This window comes from Heliomarina baculiformis, from assembly GCF_019966545.1.
Classification (GTDB): Bacteria; Pseudomonadota; Alphaproteobacteria; order Rhodobacterales; family Rhodobacteraceae; genus Heliomarina; species Heliomarina baculiformis.
In genome coordinates this window covers 423469-443874 of record NZ_JAIMIC010000001.1, presented here as the reverse complement: position 1 = coordinate 443874, position 20406 = coordinate 423469, and the positions used below count along the sequence as shown (strand labels likewise).

Annotated in this window: 18 protein-coding genes; 8 read left to right on the top strand and 10 right to left on the bottom strand. The window is 60.6% G+C overall.

What is annotated here, in order from left to right:
- On the bottom strand, positions 1–465 hold the full coding sequence (locus tag MF268_RS02145) for a (2Fe-2S)-binding protein (protein ID WP_238369259.1): 465 nt from the start codon (positions 463–465) through the stop codon (positions 1–3).
- Positions 466–576: 111 nt separating this feature from the next.
- Between MF268_RS02145 and MF268_RS02140 the strand changes: the two genes are divergently transcribed.
- Together MF268_RS02140 and MF268_RS02135 are read left to right on the top strand one after the other, a co-directional pair.
- Positions 577–1161, top strand: coding sequence for a TetR/AcrR family transcriptional regulator (locus MF268_RS02140; protein ID WP_238369258.1), 585 nt, complete (start codon positions 577–579; stop codon positions 1159–1161).
- Between the two features lie 119 nt (positions 1162–1280).
- A complete protein-coding gene (locus tag MF268_RS02135) occupies positions 1281–2561 on the top strand; it encodes a DUF3422 family protein (RefSeq protein WP_238369257.1) in 1281 nt (426 codons plus the stop codon).
- Here the strand turns inward: MF268_RS02135 and MF268_RS02130 are convergent.
- From MF268_RS02130 to MF268_RS02115, 4 genes are all read right to left on the bottom strand, one after another.
- On the bottom strand, positions 2533–3570 hold the full coding sequence (locus MF268_RS02130) for a YeeE/YedE family protein (protein WP_238369256.1): 1038 nt from the start codon (positions 3568–3570) through the stop codon (positions 2533–2535). The two genes, MF268_RS02135 and MF268_RS02130, sit on opposite strands and share 29 nt — an antisense overlap.
- Before the next feature lie 119 nt (positions 3571–3689).
- The gene (locus MF268_RS02125) at positions 3690–4661 is read right to left on the bottom strand and encodes an ABC transporter permease (protein WP_238369255.1); all 972 of its coding nucleotides are present in this window, start codon (positions 4659–4661) and stop codon (positions 3690–3692) included.
- Complete coding sequence (locus MF268_RS02120) at positions 4654–5661, bottom strand: ABC transporter permease (RefSeq protein ID WP_238369254.1); 1008 nt, start codon at positions 5659–5661, stop codon at positions 4654–4656. The genes MF268_RS02125 and MF268_RS02120 overlap by 8 nt, the downstream gene beginning before the upstream one ends.
- Positions 5662–5790: 129 nt before the next feature.
- Entirely contained in the window at positions 5791–7494 is a 1704-nt protein-coding gene (locus MF268_RS02115) for a peptide ABC transporter substrate-binding protein (RefSeq protein ID WP_238369253.1), read from the bottom strand.
- Between the two features lie 266 nt (positions 7495–7760).
- Between MF268_RS02115 and MF268_RS02110 the strand changes: the two genes are divergently transcribed.
- From MF268_RS02110 to MF268_RS02090, 5 genes are all read left to right on the top strand, one after another.
- Positions 7761–9581, top strand: coding sequence for an ABC transporter ATP-binding protein (locus MF268_RS02110; RefSeq protein ID WP_238369252.1), 1821 nt, complete (start codon positions 7761–7763; stop codon positions 9579–9581).
- Between the two features lie 52 nt (positions 9582–9633).
- Positions 9634–10800, top strand: coding sequence for an acetylornithine deacetylase (gene argE, locus MF268_RS02105; protein WP_238369251.1), 1167 nt, complete (start codon positions 9634–9636; stop codon positions 10798–10800).
- A gap of 5 nt (positions 10801–10805) precedes the next feature.
- Positions 10806–11972, top strand: coding sequence for a M20 aminoacylase family protein (locus MF268_RS02100; protein ID WP_238369250.1), 1167 nt, complete (start codon positions 10806–10808; stop codon positions 11970–11972).
- An 83-nt stretch (positions 11973–12055) separates the two neighbouring features.
- Positions 12056–13219 carry a M20 aminoacylase family protein gene (locus MF268_RS02095; RefSeq protein ID WP_238369249.1) on the top strand — a complete coding sequence of 388 codons (1164 nt, stop codon included), beginning with the start codon at positions 12056–12058 and terminating at the stop codon, positions 13217–13219.
- A gap of 26 nt (positions 13220–13245) precedes the next feature.
- Complete coding sequence (locus tag MF268_RS02090) at positions 13246–14409, top strand: M20 aminoacylase family protein (RefSeq protein ID WP_238369248.1); 1164 nt, start codon at positions 13246–13248, stop codon at positions 14407–14409.
- 99 nt (positions 14410–14508) lie between these two features.
- Here MF268_RS02090 and MF268_RS02085 read toward each other — a convergent pair whose 3' ends face one another.
- The 4 genes from MF268_RS02085 to MF268_RS02070 all read right to left on the bottom strand — a co-directional run bounded on the left by MF268_RS02085 (position 14509) and on the right by MF268_RS02070 (position 18614).
- The gene (locus MF268_RS02085; protein WP_238369247.1) at positions 14509–15549 is read right to left on the bottom strand and encodes a glycosyltransferase family 4 protein; all 1041 of its coding nucleotides are present in this window, start codon (positions 15547–15549) and stop codon (positions 14509–14511) included.
- Position 15550: 1 nt separating this feature from the next.
- Positions 15551–16849: a 3-deoxy-D-manno-octulosonic acid transferase gene (locus tag MF268_RS02080; protein ID WP_238369246.1), complete on the bottom strand. Its 1299-nt coding sequence runs from the start codon at positions 16847–16849 to the stop codon at positions 15551–15553.
- A complete protein-coding gene (gene moaA, locus MF268_RS02075) occupies positions 16849–17856 on the bottom strand; it encodes a GTP 3',8-cyclase MoaA (RefSeq protein ID WP_238369245.1) in 1008 nt (335 codons plus the stop codon). Before moaA ends, MF268_RS02080 begins: the two co-directional genes overlap by 1 nt.
- 77 nt (positions 17857–17933) lie before the next feature.
- On the bottom strand, positions 17934–18614 hold the full coding sequence (locus MF268_RS02070) for a DNA alkylation repair protein (protein ID WP_238369244.1): 681 nt from the start codon (positions 18612–18614) through the stop codon (positions 17934–17936).
- A 90-nt stretch (positions 18615–18704) separates the two neighbouring features.
- On the opposite strand from MF268_RS02070, the gene MF268_RS02065 reads away from it, so the two are divergent.
- The gene (locus MF268_RS02065; RefSeq protein WP_238369243.1) at positions 18705–19436 is read left to right on the top strand and encodes an FkbM family methyltransferase; all 732 of its coding nucleotides are present in this window, start codon (positions 18705–18707) and stop codon (positions 19434–19436) included.
- Positions 19437–19440: 4 nt separating this feature from the next.
- Here the strand turns inward: MF268_RS02065 and MF268_RS02060 are convergent, their stop codons facing one another.
- Complete coding sequence (locus MF268_RS02060) at positions 19441–20304, bottom strand: rhodanese-like domain-containing protein (protein ID WP_238369242.1); 864 nt, start codon at positions 20302–20304, stop codon at positions 19441–19443.
- Positions 20305–20406: the final 102 nt, after the last annotated feature.

Below are 20406 nucleotides of genomic sequence, written 5' to 3'. Positions count from 1 at the left end.
CTAGACCTCCTTCATCTTGGCAGAGGCGGTGTGGATCGCCGCCCGGATGCGGGGATAGGTGCCACAGCGGCAGAGGTTGCCCTGCATGGCAAGGTCGATGTCCTCATCCGAGGGTGAGTCATTCTCGGTGAGAAGAGCGGCGGCCTGCATGATCTGACCCGATTGGCAGTAGCCGCATTGCGCGACCTGATTTTCGACCCACGCGGCTTGGATCACGGCCATTGTTTCAGGCGTGCCCAGACCTTCGATGGTGGTGACATCGTCCCAGACATCGCCGAGCGCGACCTGACAACTGCGTACGGCGGTTTCGCCGATGTGCACGGTGCAGGCACCGCAGGCCGCGACGCCGCAGCCGTATTTCGTGCCGGTCAGGCCGATTTCGTCGCGCAGGACCCAGAGCAGGGGAACATCCTCTGGCAGGTCGACATCATGTGTCTTACCGTTGATCTTGAGAGAAGTGGACATGGCTGCTTGTATCCTTTGCATTGGCTTCGATACGTTCGCTTTTGACAAAATGGACTATAAGTGTCAGGGTGTCAATTGACAAAAGTGGGCGAAAATGTCAGGCAGTTTCCCATGACTGAAACGGGTACAGACCAAAGGCAAACAAACATCCTGCTTGGCGCATGGAATACCTTTGCCACCTATGGGTACAAGAAGACCTCGATGGACGATATTGCCCGGGCAGCGGGTATGTCGCGCCCGGCGCTTTACCTGCATTACCGCAACAAGGAAGACATCTTCCGTTCGCTGACCGAGCATTTCTATGAGGTGACGGCACATGAACTGGAAGCGGCGCTGGCCGAAGAAGGCAGCGTCGCCGAAAGGATCAGCGCCGCCTTTGCTGCACAGGGGGGGCAATTGGTTAAAGACATGCTGACCTCGCCGCACGGTCGCGAGTTGCTGGAATCGGGCAAGTCGATATCAAACGATGTTGCCCTTGCCGGGGAAGCGCGGCTGAAATCAATTTATACCGAATGGCTGCGCAAGGAAGACCGGGCCGGACGGGTACAGCTTTCCGCAGAAGCGGAAAGCGTTGCCGCAACGATCACCGCCGCGCTCAAGGGGCTCAAGATGGTGACGATGGATTACCCGGCGTACCAGCAGAGCCTTGCCAATCTGGCAGCCCTGTTTGGGGCGGGGCTCACACGCAGGGGTTGAGTATGCGGAACGCTCACGCCGGCGATGTATACCGTTGTATTCCATTAACTACATGATATAAAACATTAAGTTTGCGTTCTGATCGCCCTCGGATAAGGTGGCAGGGAAAGGACGCAAAGATGCCCCCCATCGACGATCATCCTCTACGCTATCAACTGGCCAATGAGCTGCACGCGCGGCCCTTTCCGATCATGTCGGCGCCGTCCTCGGTGGTGTTTCTTGCGATCAAGCGGCGCGAAAATGCGGTGGCGCGGGACCGGGCGGCCGACCTCGCCCATCTGACCGACCTCCTCGACCGGCACGGGGTGGCGCATCCGCAGCCCGGTGCGATCCATTATTCCGGCCAGATCGGGCGGCACGTTCTCAAGTGGGAGCAGCACACCGAGTTCGTGACCTACTCGGTTCTGGTCGACGGTCCGCGCGACCGGGCCTTTGATCCGGTTGATTTCTCGGTCTTTCCCAAGGACTGGCTCGACGATGCGCCGGGTGAGCGGATCACCTCGATCAACATGCATATCATGCCGATGATGGAGGAGCGGGCGATAGAGGCGTCGCTGACCAACTGGTTCGTTCCCGAAAGCCTCGCCGCATCATATGTGCTGGAACGCGCGGCCATGATTGCCGGTGACTTCCGGATCGACCCCTCGGGCCATATGCGATTTGCGCTGTTCGTCGACCCGGAAACGGGCGATCGGCGCATCGGTCGGATTGTGCAGCGGCTTTGCGAGATCGAAACCTACAAGTCGATGTCGATGCTTGGGTTTTCTCGGGCGCGTCACCTGTCGGGGAAAATCGGCGAGATGGAAAAGCGCCTGACGGAGCTTATGGTGGCAATGACAGAGGAAAGAAGCGAGCCGGAGAATACCCTGCACAGCCTGTTGTCGGTCTCGGCCGAGGTTGAGACGCTTTCTGCCACGTCCTCTTTTCGGTTCGGGGCCACGGGGGCTTATGAGGCGCTAGTGAACCAGCGGATCGCGTCGCTGCGCGAAACCCGGTTTCGCGGGCGTCAGACCTTTCAGGAATTCATGATGCGACGGTATGAGCCGGCGATGCGGACAGTCAAATCGACCGAACGCCGGATTTCGGCCCTGTCGGAACGGGCGATCCGCACCGGTGATTTGCTTCGCACGCGGGTCGATGTGGAGCGCAGTGCCCAGAACCAGGCGCTGTTGGCAAGCATGGACAGGCGGGCCGATTTGCAGCTGCGCTTGCAGCATACGGTCGAGGGACTGTCGGTGGTGGCGATCAGCTATTACGCCGTCTCGCTGGTGTCCTATCCGTTGTATCCGCTGGCCAATGCGACGGGGATCAGCAAGCCCATGCTGACGGCGGTGCTAACGATTCCGGTCGTATTGCTGGTCTGGTGGATGGTCAGGCGGGTGCGGGCGCGGCTCGACTGAGCAGCGCATTGGTTGCCAGGCCCCCAACCGCGATCGAGAGAATGGCGAGGATCGCCGCAAAGCTGAGCGTCGGAACGCCGGAGAGGCCAGCGCCAAGGGTGCAGCCACCGGCGAGAACCCCGCCAAAGCCCATCATCGCGCCGCCCGTCAGGTAGCGGCCTGTCTGGCGCGGCGTGGCAAAGCTCTGCCAGCGAAAGCTGCCAAAGGTAACCGACGACAGGATGGCCCCGATCAGGACACCGCCGACAAGGCCGGGGCCAAAGCTGGCCGAGATGGCGCTGGAGGCTACCACATAGAACAGCGTTTCAGCTGAGGGTAAGGTGAAGGAGAGGCTTTCCATCGCGATGGGTTCGAATTCGTCGAACAGGATGAACCCTGTGCCGACCCATGCCAGCGGAACCAGCAGGCCAAGCAGCCCGGCGAGGCCAAGCATCACCGGGCTGTTGCCGGATCGGAGCGCGATGAAAAGGCAGACGACAGCAATCAACCCGGCCCAAAGCAGAGCGCCACCGGGCAGAACGGCCAGCGATGTGATCTCGCCCAGCTCAAATGTTACACTGCCAAGACCCACGCGGAGCGGGGCCAGCACGCCCTTTAGCGTCGCATGGGCGGTGATGGCAAAAACGAGGATCACGGTAATGGCGCGCAGGTTGCCCGTGCCGGTCAGAACGGTCAGTCGCGAAATGCAGCCGCGCGTCAGCACCATGCCGGCACCGAAAAACAACCCGCCCAGAGCAATGGCGAGAACGGGGAGGGATGGCGAGAGAAACCGATGTTCAGCAAAGCTGATCCAGCCAAGGGTAACCGCTGCTTGTGTTCCAAGCACGGCAACGGCCAGCGCCATCAGCCAGACACCCATCGCCTCGCGGCGGTCTTCGCCGACCAAAGAGCGGCGAAAGCAGAACTTGGTGCGTTCGGCCAGAATGCCAAAGAGAAAACCCACCATGAGACCAAGCCACACGCTTGCCTCGCGGGAGGTTGTTTCGACGAAACCAAGAGATTCAAACATTGGCCAGCTCACGCATCCGGGGTTGGGCCACTCAGATGGCGCAGAACCCGGCAATGATCAAGGGCGCGACGGTAATTGAGGGGCCGCGCCGCCGGTGAATGCGGCGGCGCAGCCAATTTTCAGCGACCGCGAATGCGCGGATCGAGCGCGTCGCGCAGACCGTCGCCAAGATAGTTGACGCTCAGCACGGTGAGCGAGATCGCCATGCCCGGCCAGAAAACCCGCGACGGGTACTGCTGCAGATAGTCGGTCGCATCGAACAGTAGCCGGCCCCAGGTGGGGAAGTCGGGCGGAAAGCCGAGACCAAGGAAGGACAGGGCCGATTCCGTGATGATCGCGTTGGCGATGCCGAGCGTAGCGGAAACCATGATCGGCGACAGCACGTTCGGCAGGATATGCCGCGTGATCATCTTGGCATTGGTCGTCCCGATTGAGCGCGCTGCGAGCACGAACTCGCGCTCTTTCAACGCCAGAACATCGCCGCGCACGATCCGCGCCGTCGGCATCCAGCTGGTCACGCCGATGGCGCAGACAATCAGGATGAATATCCCCTGTTCCGTTCCAAAGGTCGCGTTCAGCGGCTCGCGGAACAGCAGCATCATGACCAGCAGCAGCGGCAAGAGCGGAAGGGCAAGGAATAGGTCGGTCAGGCGCATCAGCGGGCTGTCGAGTTTTTTGAAGAACCCGGCCACCACGCCGACGAAAGACCCGAGGAAGAGCGCCAGCAGCATGGCGGCAATGCCCACCGCCACGGAGGTCCGCCCCCCCGCCATCATGCGGGCAAACATGTCGCGGCCCAGCTGGTCAGTGCCAAAGGGATGCGCGAGACTCATGCCCTGGTTACGGTCCCGTATATTTGGAAGGGTGGGATCAAGCGTCCAGAAAAGCGGCCCGAGGAACACCGTCAGCACGATGACGAGGAAGATGATCCCGCCCGCCATGGCGCCCTTGTGATGCTTGAATTGGTCCCAGACATCGGCCCACTGGCCGCGCGGTGGCTTGTCGATCTTGAGCGGACCGGCGGCGCCGGGGAGGGCTTCGGAGGCCGGGGTGAGGCCTTCGTCAGGTACGAGACGGTCACGATCAGTCATAGCGGATCCTCGGGTCAAGGATGCCGTAGAGTACATCGGCAATCAGGTTGAAGATCACGATCAGCGCGGCAAAGATGAAGGTCAGCGTCTGCACCATCGGCAGGTCATTGGCCTGGATTGCGGTGATCAGCAGCTGGCCGATCCCATTCACCTTGAACACCTGCTCGGTGATGATCGCGCCGCCAAAGATCGCAGGCACGCCAAGCGCGATGACGGTGACTACCGGGATCATCGAGTTGCGCAGCACATGCACCATCACTACCGCGTATTCGCCAAGCCCCTTGGCGCGGGCGGTGCGTACGTAATCCTGATTGAGGTTGTCGAGCATCGAGGCACGCATGAAGCGGCTGGTCTGGGCGGTGATCTGAAGCGCCAGTACCATCACCGGCATGATCATCTGGCGGAGCTGTTCGACAAAGCTTTCCCAGCTGTTCACCACATGGGTCGTGTCATAGATCGACGGGAACCAGCCAAGCTGGACCGAGAAGATCACGATCACCAGAACACCTGAGAAGAACGGCGGCACCGAAAAGCCGATCATCGACACGAATGTCCCTGCCTGATCGAACCACGAATACTGGCGATAGGCGGAATAGATGCCGATCGGAATGGCGATCAGCGTGGCGACCACATAGGCGGTGCCCACGACCCAGAGCGTCTGAGGGATACGCTGAACCACGATGTCCATTACCGGCGAGCGGGTCTGCCACGAGATCACGCGGAGTTTGCCTTCGGTCAGGTTGGTGCCAAAGACATTGTCTATGAGAACCTGCGGTTCGATCCAGAAGAACTGGACGATCCACTTCCAGTAACGAACCGGTATCGGTTCACCGAGGCCAAGCGCCTCGCGCATCTGTTGTTTTACTTCGGGGGGGACAGTCAGGGGCACCTGGGCCATCGGATCGCCCGGTGCAAGTTCGAGAAGGAGAAAGATGACAAGGCTGATGAACAGCAGAGTCGGAATCGCCAGTACCAAACGTCGTATGGTGAAAGTCAGCATCAACGGCGCCTATGAGAGAGTAAGGTTTTCAGCCTGTTTTCCGCTGCTGTGAAAAATCAGGGGCCGAAATGAGCGGTATATTGGGTGTGGCCCCGGCGCATGAAACGCCGGGGCCCCCGCGTCAGGCGATCAGGAGCCTTCTGCGCGATACCAGTCTGCAACGTTCCAAAGCTCGCTGTCCCAGACGTTCAGGACAACACCGCCAAGTGTGTTGGCATGTGCGGAAAGACGACCACGGTGAACCAGCGGGATCATGCCGCCTTGTTCGATCACGATGTCGTTGAGCTTCTTGGCGATCTCGGCGCGTGCCTCGGTGCCTGCCGTCTGCGAAAGTTTCTTGTGCAGCGCGTCATATTCTTCGCTGCAGAAGCGCGAGATGTTCTCGCCCTGCCACTGGCTTGCGGGCGTCGGGGCCTTGTCGCAGAGCGCGTTGCCCAGATACGACTGCGGATCGGTGCCGTTGAAGGTGTTGGCGTACATTTCAACGTCGGCATAGAACTTCTGGAAGGTATCCGGGGAACCAGGGTCACCGCCGAAGAAGACCGAGGAGTTGACGTTGCGCAGTTCGGATTCGATGCCGATCTCGCTCCACCACTGCTTGATCAGCGCCTGGAAGTCCTGACGGACGGCGTTGGTCGAGGTCTGGTAGAGGATCTTGAGCGGTACACCGTCCTTTTCACGAACGCCGTCGCCATCGGTATCGACGATTCCGGCATCATCCAGCATCTTCTTGGCGCCTTCGATGTCCTGGGTCGAGCAGTCGAATGTGGTCGATGCATAGACTTCTGGTGCCGGTACCCAGTTGCAGGTCACCTTGCCTGCCTGACCGTAACCGACTTCGACCAGCAGCGGACGGTCGATTGCCAGCGACATTGCCTTGTAGACGGCAGGGTCCGACAGGAACGGGTGCGGGCGGATCACCGAACGCTCATCCGGCCCGAGCGACGGGTCGGGGTTCGTGTTGTTCAGCATGATCCGCTCCATCAGCGGGCCAAAGCCTGCAACCGGAACGCCTTTACCGCCTGCTTCCATCTGCGCGATGACGTCGGGCGCAAGCTGGAGGTTCCAGGCATAATCGAATTCGCCGGTTTCCATCACCGCACGACCGGCTGCCGTCGCATCGCCGCCACCTTTGAAGGTCACGGTTGCAAAGGCGGGCTTGTCCGGATGACGGAAATTCGGGTTGGCCGAAAGCGTGATCACGTCATTAGGGCGGAATTCGTCAACGACGAAGGGGCCGGTGCCGATCGGGTTGAAGTTCGCTTCGGTGCACTCTGGGGCTTTCGCGCCAACGCAGTCGGCGAATTGCGCCGCCTGAATGATCGGGCTTTCGCCACCGACGAACGGGCCATAGGGGAATGGCGTCGGGCCCGAGAAGGTTACTTTGACGGTCAGATCGTCAACGGCTTCGATGGATTCGACATTTTCGAATTTCGTGACCTGCGCGCAGCCGCCTTCGGGGTGCATGCAGTAATCAGCGGTGAACTTCACGTCTTTCGAGGTGAAGGGCGTACCGTCGGACCATGTAATGCCAGGGGTGATCTTCCAGGTGATGGTCGTCAGGTCTTCGCTCACACCGCCGTTTTCAACGGTAGGAATCTCGTCGACCAGCCAAGGGGTCAGCGTGCCTTTTTCGTCATAGCGCGCAAGCGGTTCGATAACGATGCTCGAAGCTTCGACATCCTTGGTGCCACCCGACAGGAACGGGTTCAAAATCGACGGCGCCTGCCAATAGATAATGCTGACGTTGCCGTCCGATCCCCGTTCGGCAATTGCGCCCTGGGCCAAGCCCATGCTTGCAATTGCTCCTAACAAAAGGGCTTTTCTTTTCATTTTACACTCCTTGTTGGACACATACGTGCCTCGTTTTTTCCGCTTAGCCTGCGGATACAGACGCTCCGATCGGGACCTAATGTATTGAAAAACGACCAAACAATCCTTTGATCGCTAATTTTACCCAGCCCCCCGTTCGGATATCAAACTATCGAAACAGAGTTTGAAAAAATTGCAAGCCTTGCCTTGGGTCACCCGGCGAGAGGGTTTGACAGTTGCCAATGCCGCGCCTTAGCGTTCCTAAGATCAAAAACAACGGGGCGAAGATGCTGGATCAGCCGATTGCGCAAATCAGTGAGCTTAGGGTGGAATTCCAGACAAAGGATGGTCCCGTTGTCGGCGTTGAAAATGTTTCTTTCTCGATAAATCCCGGCGAAACCGTTTGCATCGTTGGCGAATCGGGTTCGGGCAAGTCGGTTTCCTCGCTTTCGCTGATGCGGCTGGTGGAATTTGGCGGCGGAAAAATTGCTGGCGGCCGCCTAATTTTTAATCGTAAGGAAGGCGATAGCATCGATCTGGCACAGACCGAACAGGATCTGATGCGGGATATTCGCGGCAATGAGATCGGCATGATCTTTCAGGAGCCGATGACCGCGCTGAACCCGGTTTTCACGGTCGGTCGGCAGCTGACCGAAGGCCTGCGCGTGCACCGCGATATGGACAAGAAGAAGGCCGAGGCCCGCGCGCTGGAACTGCTGCGCGAAGTGCGAATCCCCGAGCCGGAACGCCGTCTCAAGCAATACCCCCATGAACTTTCGGGCGGGATGCGCCAGCGGGTCGTGATCGCGATGGCAATGGCCTGCCGTCCGCGTCTGCTGATTGCCGATGAGCCGACGACCGCTCTCGACGTGACGATTCAGGCGGAAATCCTCGCATTGATGGACCGCCTCAAGCGGGAAACCGGTACGGCGGTGATGTTCATAACCCATGACATGGCGGTCGTGGCCCAGATGGCCGACCGCGTCGTTGTAATGTTCCGCGGCAACAAAGTCGAAGAAGGGACCGTCGAGGAGATCTTTGAAAACCCCAAGCACGATTATACCAAGGCCCTGCTGGCCGCGGTCCCCAAGCTGGGCGAGATGCGCGGCAAACCGGCGCCCGAGCCGATGAAGCTGATGGGCGTTGCCGATCAAAAGATCGAATCGATCCCCGGCACGGAAAAGACGCTGCTGACGGTCAGGAACCTGACCACCCGGTTCCCGGTCAAGGGTGGCATCCTTCGGCGTACGGTGGCCAACGTGCACGCTGTCGAGGACGTGTCCTTTACGATCAACAAGGGGCAGACGCTTAGCCTCGTGGGGGAATCCGGCTGTGGCAAGTCGACGGCAGGGCGGTCGATCTTGCGGCTTGTCGAGCCGTTGAGCGGTGAAATCAATATCGACGGGGTCGACGTGCTGGGGCTCGATCAGGGCAAGTTGCGCCGCGCCCGGCTTGATATGCAGATGATATTTCAGGATCCCTTTGCCTCGCTCAATCCTCAGATGCAGCTGATCGATCAGGTCGCCGAACCGATGCGTAACTATAACATCGCCAGCGGACCCGAGATTCATGACCGTGTTGCCAAGCTCTTTGACCGGGTCGAATTGCCGCGCAGCTTCATGCGCCGCTATCCGCACGAGATGTCGGGCGGTCAGCGCCAGCGGATCGCCATCGCGCGCGCATTGGCCCTGAACCCCAAGCTGATCATCGCGGACGAGGCCGTGTCGGCGCTGGACGTGTCGGTTCAGGCGCAGGTGTTGAACCTGATGATGGAGCTTCAGGCCGATCTGGGCCTGTCCTTCCTGTTCATCAGCCATGACATGGCGGTGGTCGAAAGGGTCAGCCACCAGGTTGGCGTCATGTACCTTGGGCGGATCGTGGAACTCGGTCCCCGTGCGCGGGTCTTCGAGAACCCACAGCACGCCTATACGCAGGCGCTGATGAAAGCCGTGCCAATCGCGGACCCGCGCCGCCGCAAGACGGAAAAGGATCTGAATTTCAAACCGATCCCGTCGCCGATTCATCCGACTGACTATGTACCGGCCCCGTCCGAGTACCGCGAAGTCGAACCCGGGCATTTCGTCCTGACGACAGACAGCGGATACTGAACCCATTTCCTCCCCGCGCACCGGGGTGGAACGTAATAGTAAAGACACCGAAATGCCCGAACATCTGACGCCATTCGAGCTGATGCAAAAGCTGATCTCATTCCCGACGATCAGCCGCGACAGCAACCTGCCGCTGATCGATTGGGTGGAAGAATACCTCGCGAGCCACGGCATCGAAGCCCACCGCTTTCCGCATCCTGACGAGCCCAAGGCCGCGCTCTTTGCGCATGTGGGACCTTGGGAAGAGGGGGCCGTTATTCTCTCTGGCCACACCGACGTGGTGCCCATCGACGGTCAGGCTTGGGACAGCGATCCATTCGAGGTGGTTGAAAAGGACGGCAAGTATTTCGGACGCGGCACCTGCGACATGAAGGGCTTTGACGCAATGGCGATCTGGGCGCTGGTCGAAGCGCATCGGCAGGGGGTCAAACGCCCGCTGCAAATCGCGCTGTCCTATGACGAAGAGGTCGGCTGCACTGGTGCGACCCCGCTGATCGAGGCGATGCAGCCCGTGGTGCCGCGAGGGAACGCTGTGATCGTCGGGGAACCTTCGATGATGCAGGCGGTGACCGGTCACAAGGGCGGGCAGGGGTTTACCGTCCATGTCAAAGGCTTCGAAGTTCATAGCTCGCTTTTGCCCTATGGCGTCAGTGCGATCATGGAGGCCGCCCGGATCATCGACTGGGTGAACGACACGAACACCGCTAATCAGGACGCCCCGCCGACCGATCAGGCCGCGATGTTCCACCCGCCTTTCACCACGCTTCACGTAGGTAACATTACTGGCGGGACCGCGCGTAACATCACCGCCAAGGATTGCTGGTTCGACATCGAAATGCGCGTCCTGCCAAACGAGGACAAGGCGGTCTGGAAACAGCATTTCATCGACCACGTGCGCAAGGTCGAAGCGGCGATGCAAGCGAAACAGCCCGAAACCGAGGTGGTGCTCGAGCCGCTGTTCGACGTGCCGGGCCTACGCCCAGAAGAAAATGGCTTGGCCGAAGAGTTTGTCCGCTCAATCACAGGCGACAATGCGACCCATGTGGTCAGCTATGGCACCGAGGCCGGGCATTTCCAGAACGCGGGCTATTCCTCGGTCATCTGCGGGCCGGGCGATATTGCGCAGGCGCACCAGCCGAATGAATTCATCACCATCGAGCAGTTCAATGCCGGCCACGACTTTATGAAACGTCTGGTGGCCCGATTGCAGGAAGGATAACGGGAATGCCCATCAAGAACCGTCTTGCCGAGATGCACGCTGAAATCACCGGCTGGCGTCGGCATCTGCACACGATCCCCGAGTTGATGTTCGACTTGCCCAAGACCTCTGCCTTTGTCGAGGAACGGCTGCGAGAAATGGGGATCACCGACATCACCACCGGCGTCGCCGAGACGGGCATTGTGGCAGTGATCGAAGGCAAATCCGACACATCGGGTCGGGTCATCGGGCTGCGTGCCGACATGGACGCGCTGCCGATAGAGGAGGCGACCGGCCTCGACTATGCCTCGACCCATCCGGGAAAGATGCATGCCTGCGGCCATGACGGCCACACGGCGATGCTGCTGGGTGCAGCCAAATACCTGAGCGAGACACGGAATTTCGATGGCAAGGTCGTGCTGATCTTTCAACCCGCCGAAGAGGGCGGTGCCGGCGGCAAGATCATGTGCGACGAAGGGTTGATGGAGAAATGGGGCATTCAGGAGGTCTATGGCATGCACAACATGCCCAATAACCCCGAAGGCACGTTTCATATCCGCAGCGGCCCCTTGCTGGCCTCGACTGATGAATTCGAAGTTACCATCACTGGCAAGGGCGGCCATGCGGCGGCCCCGCATGAAGCCATCGATGCGAATCTCGGCGCGGCGCATTGCCTGATCGCGTTGCAGTCCATCGCCTCGCGTAATGTCGATCCGCTGAAACAGGTCGTGGTTTCGGTCTGTACCTTCCGCAGCGATAATGAGAGCTTTAACGTGCTGCCCCACACGGTGCTGCTGCGCGGCACCGTGCGGACGCTCGACAACGGCGTTCGGGATCTGGCGCAGGAACGGGTGACCAAGCTGATCGCCGCGACCGCCGAGGCCTATGGTTGCACCGCCGATATCGATTATAAGCGCGGCTATCCGGTGACGGTGAACCACGAGGACCAGACCGAGATCGCCGCCGGTATCGCAGAAAAGGTGACCGGCAAAGTCGAGCGGGAAACCTCGCCGATCATGGCGGGCGAAGACTTCTCCTTCATGCTCGAAAAGCGCCCCGGTGCCTATATCTTCCTTGGCAATGGCGGCGGCGCACACGTGCATCACCCGGCCTACAACTTCAATGACGAGATCATTCCGGTGGGCTGTTCATGGTTCGCTGAACTAGTCGAAGACCGGCTGCCTGCGGCCTGAGGCAGCAGCCATGATCGGTCACGACAGCAACGCCGGAGTAAATTCCGGCGTATCGCCTGTGGTCGGAAGAACGGAGTACCACAATGCCCATTAAGAACCGCTTTGCCGAGATGCATGGCGACATCACGGCCATCCGCCGTGACATTCACGCCCATCCCGAGCTTGGCTTTGAAACCCACCGCACCAGCGCGCTGGTGGCGGAAAAGCTGGCCGAGTACGGCTGCGACGAGGTTGTTCCCGGTCTGGGCGGTACCGGGGTCGTCGCGCTTATCAAGGGGCGCAGCGATACCAGCGGCAAGGTGATCGGACTGCGCGGCGACATGGATGCGCTACCGATCCTTGAACAATCCGGCGCCGAATACCTGTCGCAGAACGAGGGCGTCATGCATGCCTGTGGCCATGACGGGCACACGGCCATGTTGCTGGGCGCTGCGCGTTATCTGGCCGAGACACGGAATTTCGACGGTACTGTCGCGGTCATCTTCCAGCCTGCCGAAGAGCTGGGCAGCGGTGCCAAGGCGATGATAGATGACGGCATGATGGACCGTTTCGGCATCGACGAGGTTTATGGGATGCACAATATGCCTGGTATGCCTATCGGCCAGTTCGCCATCAGGCCGGGCCCGGTGATGGCCGCGACGGACGAGTTCTTTATCGACGTGATCGGCAGGGGCGGCCACGCGGCCCATCCCGATGAGACCATCGACCCGGTGATCATGGCGAGCCAGATCGTCGTGGCGCTGCAGACCATCGTCAGCCGCAATTCCGATCCGGTCGCGCAGGGCGTCTTGTCGGTGACGGCGTTCGATACCTCAAGCCATGCTTTCAACGTGATCCCGCAATCGGTGACTTTGCGTGGAACCGTGCGGACCCACAGCCCCGGGATGCAGGACATGATCGAAACGCGCATCGCCGAGGTTGCCAGTGGTATCGCCGCGACATTCGGCGGCACGGTCGAAACCCGATATCTGCGCCATGTGCCGATCACGATCAACGCGGATGAACCGGCAGCCTTTGCCGCCGAGATCGCCCGCTCGGTCTCGGGCGGATGCGAGGAGGCGCCCCTGATCATGGGCGGCGAAGACTTTTCGTATATGCTGAACGCCCGCCCGGGGGCCTTCATTTTCGTGGGAAATGGAGATAGTGCAGGACTGCACCATCCGGAATACAATTTTAACGACGAGACGATTCTCGCAGGGTGCAGCTGGTTCGCCGAACTGGTCGAAAAACGCCTGCCTGTCGTCTGAAACACCCGAAAGTCCAGGAGCTGAAAATGCCAGTCAAAAACCGTTTTGCCGAGTTGCAGGATGAAATCACAACGTGGCGACGAGATCTGCACGAAAACCCCGAGATTCTGTTCGAGACCCACCGCACCAGCGCGCTGGTTGCCGAGCGGCTCGAGGCTTTTGGCTGCGACGAGGTCGTGACCGGCATCGGTCGCACCGGCGTTGTCGGTGTCATCAAGGGCAAGAGCAACGGGTCAGGCAAGGTGATCGGTCTGCGCGCGGATATGGATGCCTTGCCGATCAATGAGCAGACTGGCGTTGAATATGCCTCGAAAACGCCCAATGCCATGCATGCCTGCGGCCATGACGGGCATACAGCGATGCTGTTGGGCGCGGCGAAATACCTGAGCGAAACGCGAAATTTCGACGGCACCGTCGTGGTGATTTTTCAGCCCGCCGAAGAAGGCGGCGGCGGCGGCAAGGAAATGTGCGACGACGGCTTGATGGAACGCTGGGGCATTCAGGAAGTCTATGGTATGCATAACTGGCCCGGGATGCCGGTCGGCAGCTTTGCGATCCGCCCGGGTGCATTCTTTGCGGCGACCGATCAGTTCGACATCCAATTCGAGGGCCGCGGTGGTCACGCGGCCAAGCCGCATGAGACCGTCGATACAACGGTGATGTCGGCGCAGGCGGTTCTGGCGCTTCAGACCATCGCCAGCCGCAATGCCGATCCGGTGGATCAGGTCGTCGTGTCGGTGACGTCTTTCGAGACCTCATCCAAGGCATTCAACGTGATCCCGCAGCGGGTGCAGTTGAAAGGGACCGTGCGCACCATGAGCAAGGAGATGCGCGAGATTGCCGAAACCCGGATCAAGGAGATTTGTGAAGGGATCGCGACGACCTTTGGCGGAACGGTCAACGTACGTTACATCCGTGGCTATCCGGTGATGGTCAATTCCGAGGAACAGACCGAATTCGCCGCCGATGTGGCGCGGAAAGTTTCGGGCAATTGTGACGATGCTGCGCTTGTGATGGGGGGCGAGGATTTCGCCTTTATGCTCGAGGAACGCCCCGGCGCCTATATCCTTGTGGGCAACGGCGATTCCGCTTCGGTGCACCACCCGGAGTATAATTTTAACGACGAAGCGATTCCGGCCGGGTGTTCCTGGTGGGCGGAGATCGTCGAAAACCGCATGCCGGCTGCCTGATCATTCTGTCGGGGGGATTGCGCTGGCGCGCGATGCCTCCGGCGGGTGTATTTTGGGCAAGAGGAAAAGCAGGTGCGAGCGGGCGTGTCGCCCTGGGGGTCAGGCTTGTTGCCAGACGGTATTGTAGACGGCTTCGATGCCCTCGGCCTCCGCTCGCGCGCTGTATTTTTCCACAGCGATTCGTCGTGCGATCCGGCCCATGCTTTCCAACTGGCTGGCGTTGTTGAGGAGGGTGGTTGCGGTTTGCGCCGCGCTTTCTGAGTCCTCGTCGGGCAGGACGATGCCGGTGGTCTCATCTGTAGCGAACTGTCGGTAGAAGCCGGTGTCGGATGCGATGAAGGGCACGCCGCTTGCCATGCCTTCCAGGGGCGCCATTCCGTAGCCTTCGTAGCGCGGTAGTTGCATGACAAGAGAGAGCGAGCGCAGCAGGGCGGGGAGGTTTTCGGGCGCGATTTCGCCGGGGAATAACAGGCGGTCGGAGAGCCCGGCGGCGTTGACCTTGTCCTTGAGCCTGTCGAAAAAGGTCTGATGTTCGCGCGTAGCCCGCCCCAAGACGAGGGCGGTGAGGTCTGGCTGACCGGGCAGCAGGCGAAGCATTGCGTCTACAAAACGGTCAGTGCCTTTTTCGGGCCGGATACGACCGATAGTAGCAATGCCCGCCTTCCCGGCAAAACCGGTTTTTCGCCAGTCGGCTGCCCGATCTTCAGCCGGGTGGAACAGTTCCGTATCGACGCCATGCGGGACGGTGGCGCGCACATGTGGCACAAATTCAGCCGCTTTCGGGGTTGTCGCGATCACCGAATCCATGCGGGAGATCAGCCAGCGCGGATAGGCGGAGTGGCGACGCTGGGCAGCGGAGGTGAAAACCAGCCGGATCGGCAGGCGCAGCACGTCTCGCGCCCAGATCCCGGCGCGCATCTCGGGATTGCGCCGGACATGCCAGATCGCAAAGGGCTTGTCGCCGGTGTTTCTCGACAGTTTACGGGCCTCGGTCAGCGAGATGGGCGCCGGGCAGCCGGGCAGCGGATAGCCGACGAGCGCGAGATCGCGATTCTTCATCTGCTGGCGGATCACATTTGCCGCCGTGGCCGAGACGCCGGTATAGTTACGATTGAAATTGGTGACGAAGAGTTCGGGCATCTCAGGGCGCCAAGTTCAGAGCAGTGCAAACCGTGTCGGCAACCTCGTCGAGACGCGACTGCCGGCCCTTGGCGAAACCGGCGGCGGCTTTTCGCGTCTTGTCCAGATCTCCGGCGTTGCTGAGCAGGCGGTCCACGGCGTGAGAGAGTTCATCCGCATCGGCGACCTGTCGCGCAGCGCCGAGCGAGAAAAGCGGTGCGTAGGATTCAGCGAAATTCGCGATATGCGGACCGGTCAGAATGGCAGCGCCTGCATCGGCAGGTTCGTAGGGGTTATGGCCGCCGATGGGCAAGAGAGAACCGCCGAGGAAGACAATCGGGGCTGTTGCATACCATGTGCCCATCTCGCCGAGGCTGTCGGCAAGATATACCTCTTGGTCCGGTTGCGGCCATTCTCCGCGCGACCGGCCGGCGCATGACATTCCGGCGTTGGCGATCAGCCGGCCGACCTCTGCCCGGCGCTCGGGATGGCGGGGGATCAGGATCAGGCAGAGATCCGGGTGCCGCTCCAGTAGCTTGCGATGTGCGGCCAGCACGATTTCTTCTTCACCGGGGTGGGTGGAACTCGCGATCCATGCGGGCCTTTGACCCAAAGCCTCGCGGAAGGTGGAAACCGTCTCATCGTCGACCGGCAGCGGGGCCGAGGTCGATTTGAGGTTGAACCCGGTTTCGATTCGGTCAGGTGCGGCCCCCATCGCGCGCAGGTTTGCTGAATTCTCCGGGTTCTGCGTCAGGAACAGGTCGAACTGTTGCAGCACATAGGCTGCCGTCTTGGGGAACTTCTGCCAGCCCTGCACGGATTTCTCGGAAAGCCGCGCGTTGATGAGCGCAAGCCGGGCGCCGCTTTGGCGGGTGCGCACCAGCATCAGCGGCCAGATTTCACTTTCGACGAAGATCGCGGCGTCGGGGCGCCAGTGGCCGAGAAACCGGCGGATCGGGTCTTCGGAATCCAGCGGGGCGAACTGGTGTCGCGTGCGTGGGGGTAACCGCTTGGATATCAACTCGGCAGAAGTAGCGGTGCCCGAGGTGATCAGGAAATGATGCGCGGGCAGGCGATCGGCAAGTCGTGTGATCAGGGTCAGGACGGCGAGGCTTTCGCCGACGCTGGCCGCATGGATCCAGACCAGCGGACCTTCCGGTCGCTGCTCAGTTGATTTGCCCAGCCGCTCGGCAATGCGGTCTTCGTCGACGCCGAAGCCGCGCAGTTTGCGTGCCACGTTGCGAAAGGCAAGCGGCAGTCCCGCGCGGGTCAGTCCACGGTAGATGCGGAACAGTGCCGTCGATGCGGCAGGCGCGGTCATCAGCCGCCCGTGTGGCTCATGTGGCGAGACATCTGACCGTCGAGCCGTTGACGGGAATAGTCGAAATCATGGCCCTTGGGCTTGTGCGAAATCGCCGTCCGGATCGCCTGTTCAAGCGCGGAATCGTCGTCAGGATGCGCCCTGAGCGGCGCGCGCAGATCGGCATTGTCTTCCTGGCCGAGGCACATGAACAATTCGCCGGTGCAGGTCAGGCGCACCCGGTTGCAGCTTTCGCAGAAATTATGGCTGAGCGGGGTAATGAAGCCGATTTTCTGCCCGGTTTCCTCAAGCCGAACGTAGCGCGCCGGACCACCGGAACGTTCGGCGAGATCTGTCACGGTGTAATTCTCGGCATAGGTCGCGCGGACGTCCTTGAGCGACCAGTACTGGTCCAGCCGATCCTCGTTGCCGATATCGCCCATCGGCATGACCTCGATCCATGTCAGATCCATATCGCGCTCGGCGCACCATTCGGTGATCTGTGGCAGCTCCGGCTCGTTGAATCCCTTGAGCGCCACTGCATTGATCTTGACCCGCAGTCCGGCGCGTTGCGCCGCGTCGATCCCGCGCATGACCTGGGGCAGGCGGCCCCAGCGGGTGATCGCGGCGAACTTGTCCTCATCCAGCGTGTCGAGCGAGATATTCACCCTGCGCACACCGGCGGCGTATAAATCATCTGCAAATCGTTCCAGCTGCGAGCCATTGGTGGTCAGCGTCAGTTCTTTCAGCGCGCCGCTTTCGAGGTGCCGCGTCATGGAATTAAAAAACGTCATGATGCCGCGCCGCACGAGAGGCTCGCCGCCCGTGATCCGCAGCTTTTCGACACCAAGCCCGATAAAGGTCGAACACATCCGGTCCAGCTCTTCGAGCGTCAGCAATTCTTTCTTGGGCAGAAAGGTCATGTTCTCGGACATGCAATAGACGCAGCGAAAATCACATCGGTCGGTGACCGAAACGCGCAGATAGGTGATCGCGCGGGCGAATGGATCAATCAAGGGAGCGTTCATGTTTCAATAGGTAGTCGCCGTAAAGGGTCCGGGCAAGTGCCGTCTTGGTCGGCAGGTTCTGATGGTCTGCCGAAAGGTTACTGTTTTGCCAAGTATTTGCCGGCTTCCTTGCGGGCAAAGGGCTTTAACCGGTCACCATGGGCGTCGAGAAAGGCCATGACCCTTGGCGTGTCGTGTTTGGACAACTCGCGCAGCCACCATGCGATTGCTTTCTGGATGAACCATTGCTGGTCATCCACATATGCAGCCGCCCAGCCCAGCACCCGGTCACGCACCTCTAGTTCCTGTGGTTTGGGGTTGTTCTGCTTGGTCCAGGGCAGGGTGATGACAAGCGACGCGCGGCGGGTCCACATGGCTTCCGAGGTCGTCCATGCCTCGACGGTGTCGATCCGCGATGGATCGACCAGCAGACGCCGCTGTCCGGCATCGCAGGCGTGATCGGCGATCGCCCAAGCATCGAAATCCGGCACCCAGGAACATATCAGCGCCCATGCGCCTTCATCCGGGCGCAGCCGGGCCTGTGTCAGCAGCTTGGCCGCAGCGATGCGGGCTTCGTGAATATCGCTTTGCCAGAGAGCATCGGCGAGCGCGACGCGCGCCTCGACATCCAGCTCGGCACGCCATTTCTTCGACAGATCGGTAATCTGGGGAACGGAAATGCCAAGGTAAGTCCGTCGCGCCTTGTGATACGACGCCATACCGGCCGCCTTGTCCGGATTTGCCAGCGATTTCAGCTCTTCGAGTTGCGAAAAAGTCATGACAGCCTCCGGTCTGCCGAAGGCTTATGGCATGGCTTTTCCCTGTGCAAGCAGGCTGGTAAGAAAGTTGCGAGGAAGTTGGAGATACGGATGCAGGGGCTCAAAAAGATCGAGCGCGCCGCGAAGCGTGCGGTTCCGGATGCTTGGCGTAAATACTTACGGGCGTCGAAATACGAGCTTTTGATGCAGCGAAACGCCCCGGTCGATCTTATCGTTCACGTGGGCGCGCACTGGGGCGAAGACGCAGGCTTTTACGAAAGCTGCGGCGCCAGGACCGTACTCTGGGTCGAGGCGGACCCCGAGACCTACAAGCGGCTCGTCACCGAATTGGCCAAGCGCGACGGAACGACCCAGCATCTGACCGAATGCGCGCTGGTGTCGGCGAAACCGGGCAATCCCATGCAGTTTCACCGCTTCAAGGGCGACGGCGCTTCTTCCTCGGTTCACCGGGCGACCGACCTTCTGTCGCAGCGCTTTCCCGAGGCCGGTGAAAGCGGCGAAGTCCTCGAAATCGCCGCCCAATCGCTGCCCCAGATCCTCAAGGCGCATGGCATCGTTCTTGCGGGCTTCAAAGAAACCATGCTTGTCGTCGATGTGCAGGGGCACGAATTCGAGGTGCTACAGGGGCTTGGCGCCGGGCTGCAGGCTTTCGACATGTGCAAATGCGAGGTTTCGCGCGTGCCGATCTACGACGGCGGCGCAAAGTTCGAAGACATCGACGCGCATATGGTGGCGAACGGTTTCCGGCTGGCCTCCCACAGGTATTTTCAGGTCCCTCGCCACGGGGACGTGCTTTACATGCGCGACATGACCGGCGGCTAGGTTACTAGTTCTGGCGTGCGCGATAATCGGCGCGCACCGTGTTGAACCCTGCCATTTCCCACGCCCGCAAGCCGCCGCGATACCAGTGAACATTGCGATACCCTGCGGCAGCCACGCGCAGCGCCGCGTTATAGCCATGCCAGCATTCCGGATCGGTGCAATAGACGACGATGGGCAGATCGCGATGCCCGCCGGTCGCCCTGTCCAGCCAGCGTCGCGCCCGACGCTGCACCCGGTCGTCGAAATCGCCAGAGGCCGACAGCCCCGGTGCGCGCCGCGCACCCGGAATGATACGCTCGCCCCCCAGCACGTCGATCAGCAGAACGGGACGACCGCCTCCCAGCGCGCCGTAAAGATCGTTCGTCGCAATCAGCTCCGCACCGGGAACGCGCAGCGGTGTGGGCCCGAACATCGGCCCCGGATACAGGTAAGGGATGACTGGAATGCCGTAATCCCGGAATTCGAAATCATAAAGCCTCGGGCCGATATGGCGTTCGGAGAGCTGGTTTCCCGGCACCATCGGCGCATTGGTGATCGGCGGGCGCGCGGGCTTCGGATCGATGATCATCGGCGGGTGCGACGGCGCGACCGTCACAATGGTCCGCCCGTTGGAAAAGCTGTTGCCGGGGAACGATGGGAGCTCCACAGCGTCGCTTTCCGGTTCGGGAACAGGAAACAGCGGGTCGGAGCCGGACTCTGTCTCATCGGTAAAGAGATCGTCGAATTCCGGTAGGGGGCGCGGTAGCAGCTCTCCCGCGTCCTCGCTTTCGCCGGTCAGCGTGTCGCCCTCGAACAAGTCCTGTGCCGGCGCCACGCTGCCGATGGACAGCAACAAGAACGCCAGACCGATACCGCCAACTCTGGTCATCACTTAATTCCTGACAAACCTGTACGCTTGAGCCCAATATACGGCCTGCAGCTTACCCGAGACCGGCTAAAATGCAAATTCTGAATATTCTCAGCTGGTTGC

What these genes read in the sequence shown, in the direction of transcription:
- MF268_RS02145 (WP_238369259.1), bottom strand. Translation starts at nt 465, where the DNA reads ATGTCCACTTCTCTCAAGATCAACGGTAAGACACATGATGTCGACCTG.
- MF268_RS02140 (WP_238369258.1), top strand. Translation starts at nt 577, where the DNA reads ATGACTGAAACGGGTACAGACCAAAGGCAAACAAACATCCTGCTTGGC.
- MF268_RS02135 (WP_238369257.1), top strand. Translation starts at nt 1,281, where the DNA reads ATGCCCCCCATCGACGATCATCCTCTACGCTATCAACTGGCCAATGAG.
- MF268_RS02130 (WP_238369256.1), bottom strand. Translation starts at nt 3,570, where the DNA reads ATGTTTGAATCTCTTGGTTTCGTCGAAACAACCTCCCGCGAGGCAAGC.
- MF268_RS02125 (WP_238369255.1), bottom strand. Translation starts at nt 4,661, where the DNA reads ATGACTGATCGTGACCGTCTCGTACCTGACGAAGGCCTCACCCCGGCC.
- MF268_RS02120 (WP_238369254.1), bottom strand. Translation starts at nt 5,661, where the DNA reads ATGCTGACTTTCACCATACGACGTTTGGTACTGGCGATTCCGACTCTG.
- MF268_RS02115 (WP_238369253.1), bottom strand. Translation starts at nt 7,494, where the DNA reads ATGAAAAGAAAAGCCCTTTTGTTAGGAGCAATTGCAAGCATGGGCTTG.
- MF268_RS02110 (WP_238369252.1), top strand. Translation starts at nt 7,761, where the DNA reads ATGCTGGATCAGCCGATTGCGCAAATCAGTGAGCTTAGGGTGGAATTC.
- argE (WP_238369251.1), top strand. Translation starts at nt 9,634, where the DNA reads ATGCCCGAACATCTGACGCCATTCGAGCTGATGCAAAAGCTGATCTCA.
- MF268_RS02100 (WP_238369250.1), top strand. Translation starts at nt 10,806, where the DNA reads ATGCCCATCAAGAACCGTCTTGCCGAGATGCACGCTGAAATCACCGGC.
- MF268_RS02095 (WP_238369249.1), top strand. Translation starts at nt 12,056, where the DNA reads ATGCCCATTAAGAACCGCTTTGCCGAGATGCATGGCGACATCACGGCC.
- MF268_RS02090 (WP_238369248.1), top strand. Translation starts at nt 13,246, where the DNA reads ATGCCAGTCAAAAACCGTTTTGCCGAGTTGCAGGATGAAATCACAACG.
- MF268_RS02085 (WP_238369247.1), bottom strand. Translation starts at nt 15,549, where the DNA reads ATGCCCGAACTCTTCGTCACCAATTTCAATCGTAACTATACCGGCGTC.
- MF268_RS02080 (WP_238369246.1), bottom strand. Translation starts at nt 16,849, where the DNA reads ATGACCGCGCCTGCCGCATCGACGGCACTGTTCCGCATCTACCGTGGA.
- moaA (WP_238369245.1), bottom strand. Translation starts at nt 17,856, where the DNA reads ATGAACGCTCCCTTGATTGATCCATTCGCCCGCGCGATCACCTATCTG.
- MF268_RS02070 (WP_238369244.1), bottom strand. Translation starts at nt 18,614, where the DNA reads ATGACTTTTTCGCAACTCGAAGAGCTGAAATCGCTGGCAAATCCGGAC.
- MF268_RS02065 (WP_238369243.1), top strand. Translation starts at nt 18,705, where the DNA reads ATGCAGGGGCTCAAAAAGATCGAGCGCGCCGCGAAGCGTGCGGTTCCG.
- MF268_RS02060 (WP_238369242.1), bottom strand. Translation starts at nt 20,304, where the DNA reads ATGACCAGAGTTGGCGGTATCGGTCTGGCGTTCTTGTTGCTGTCCATC.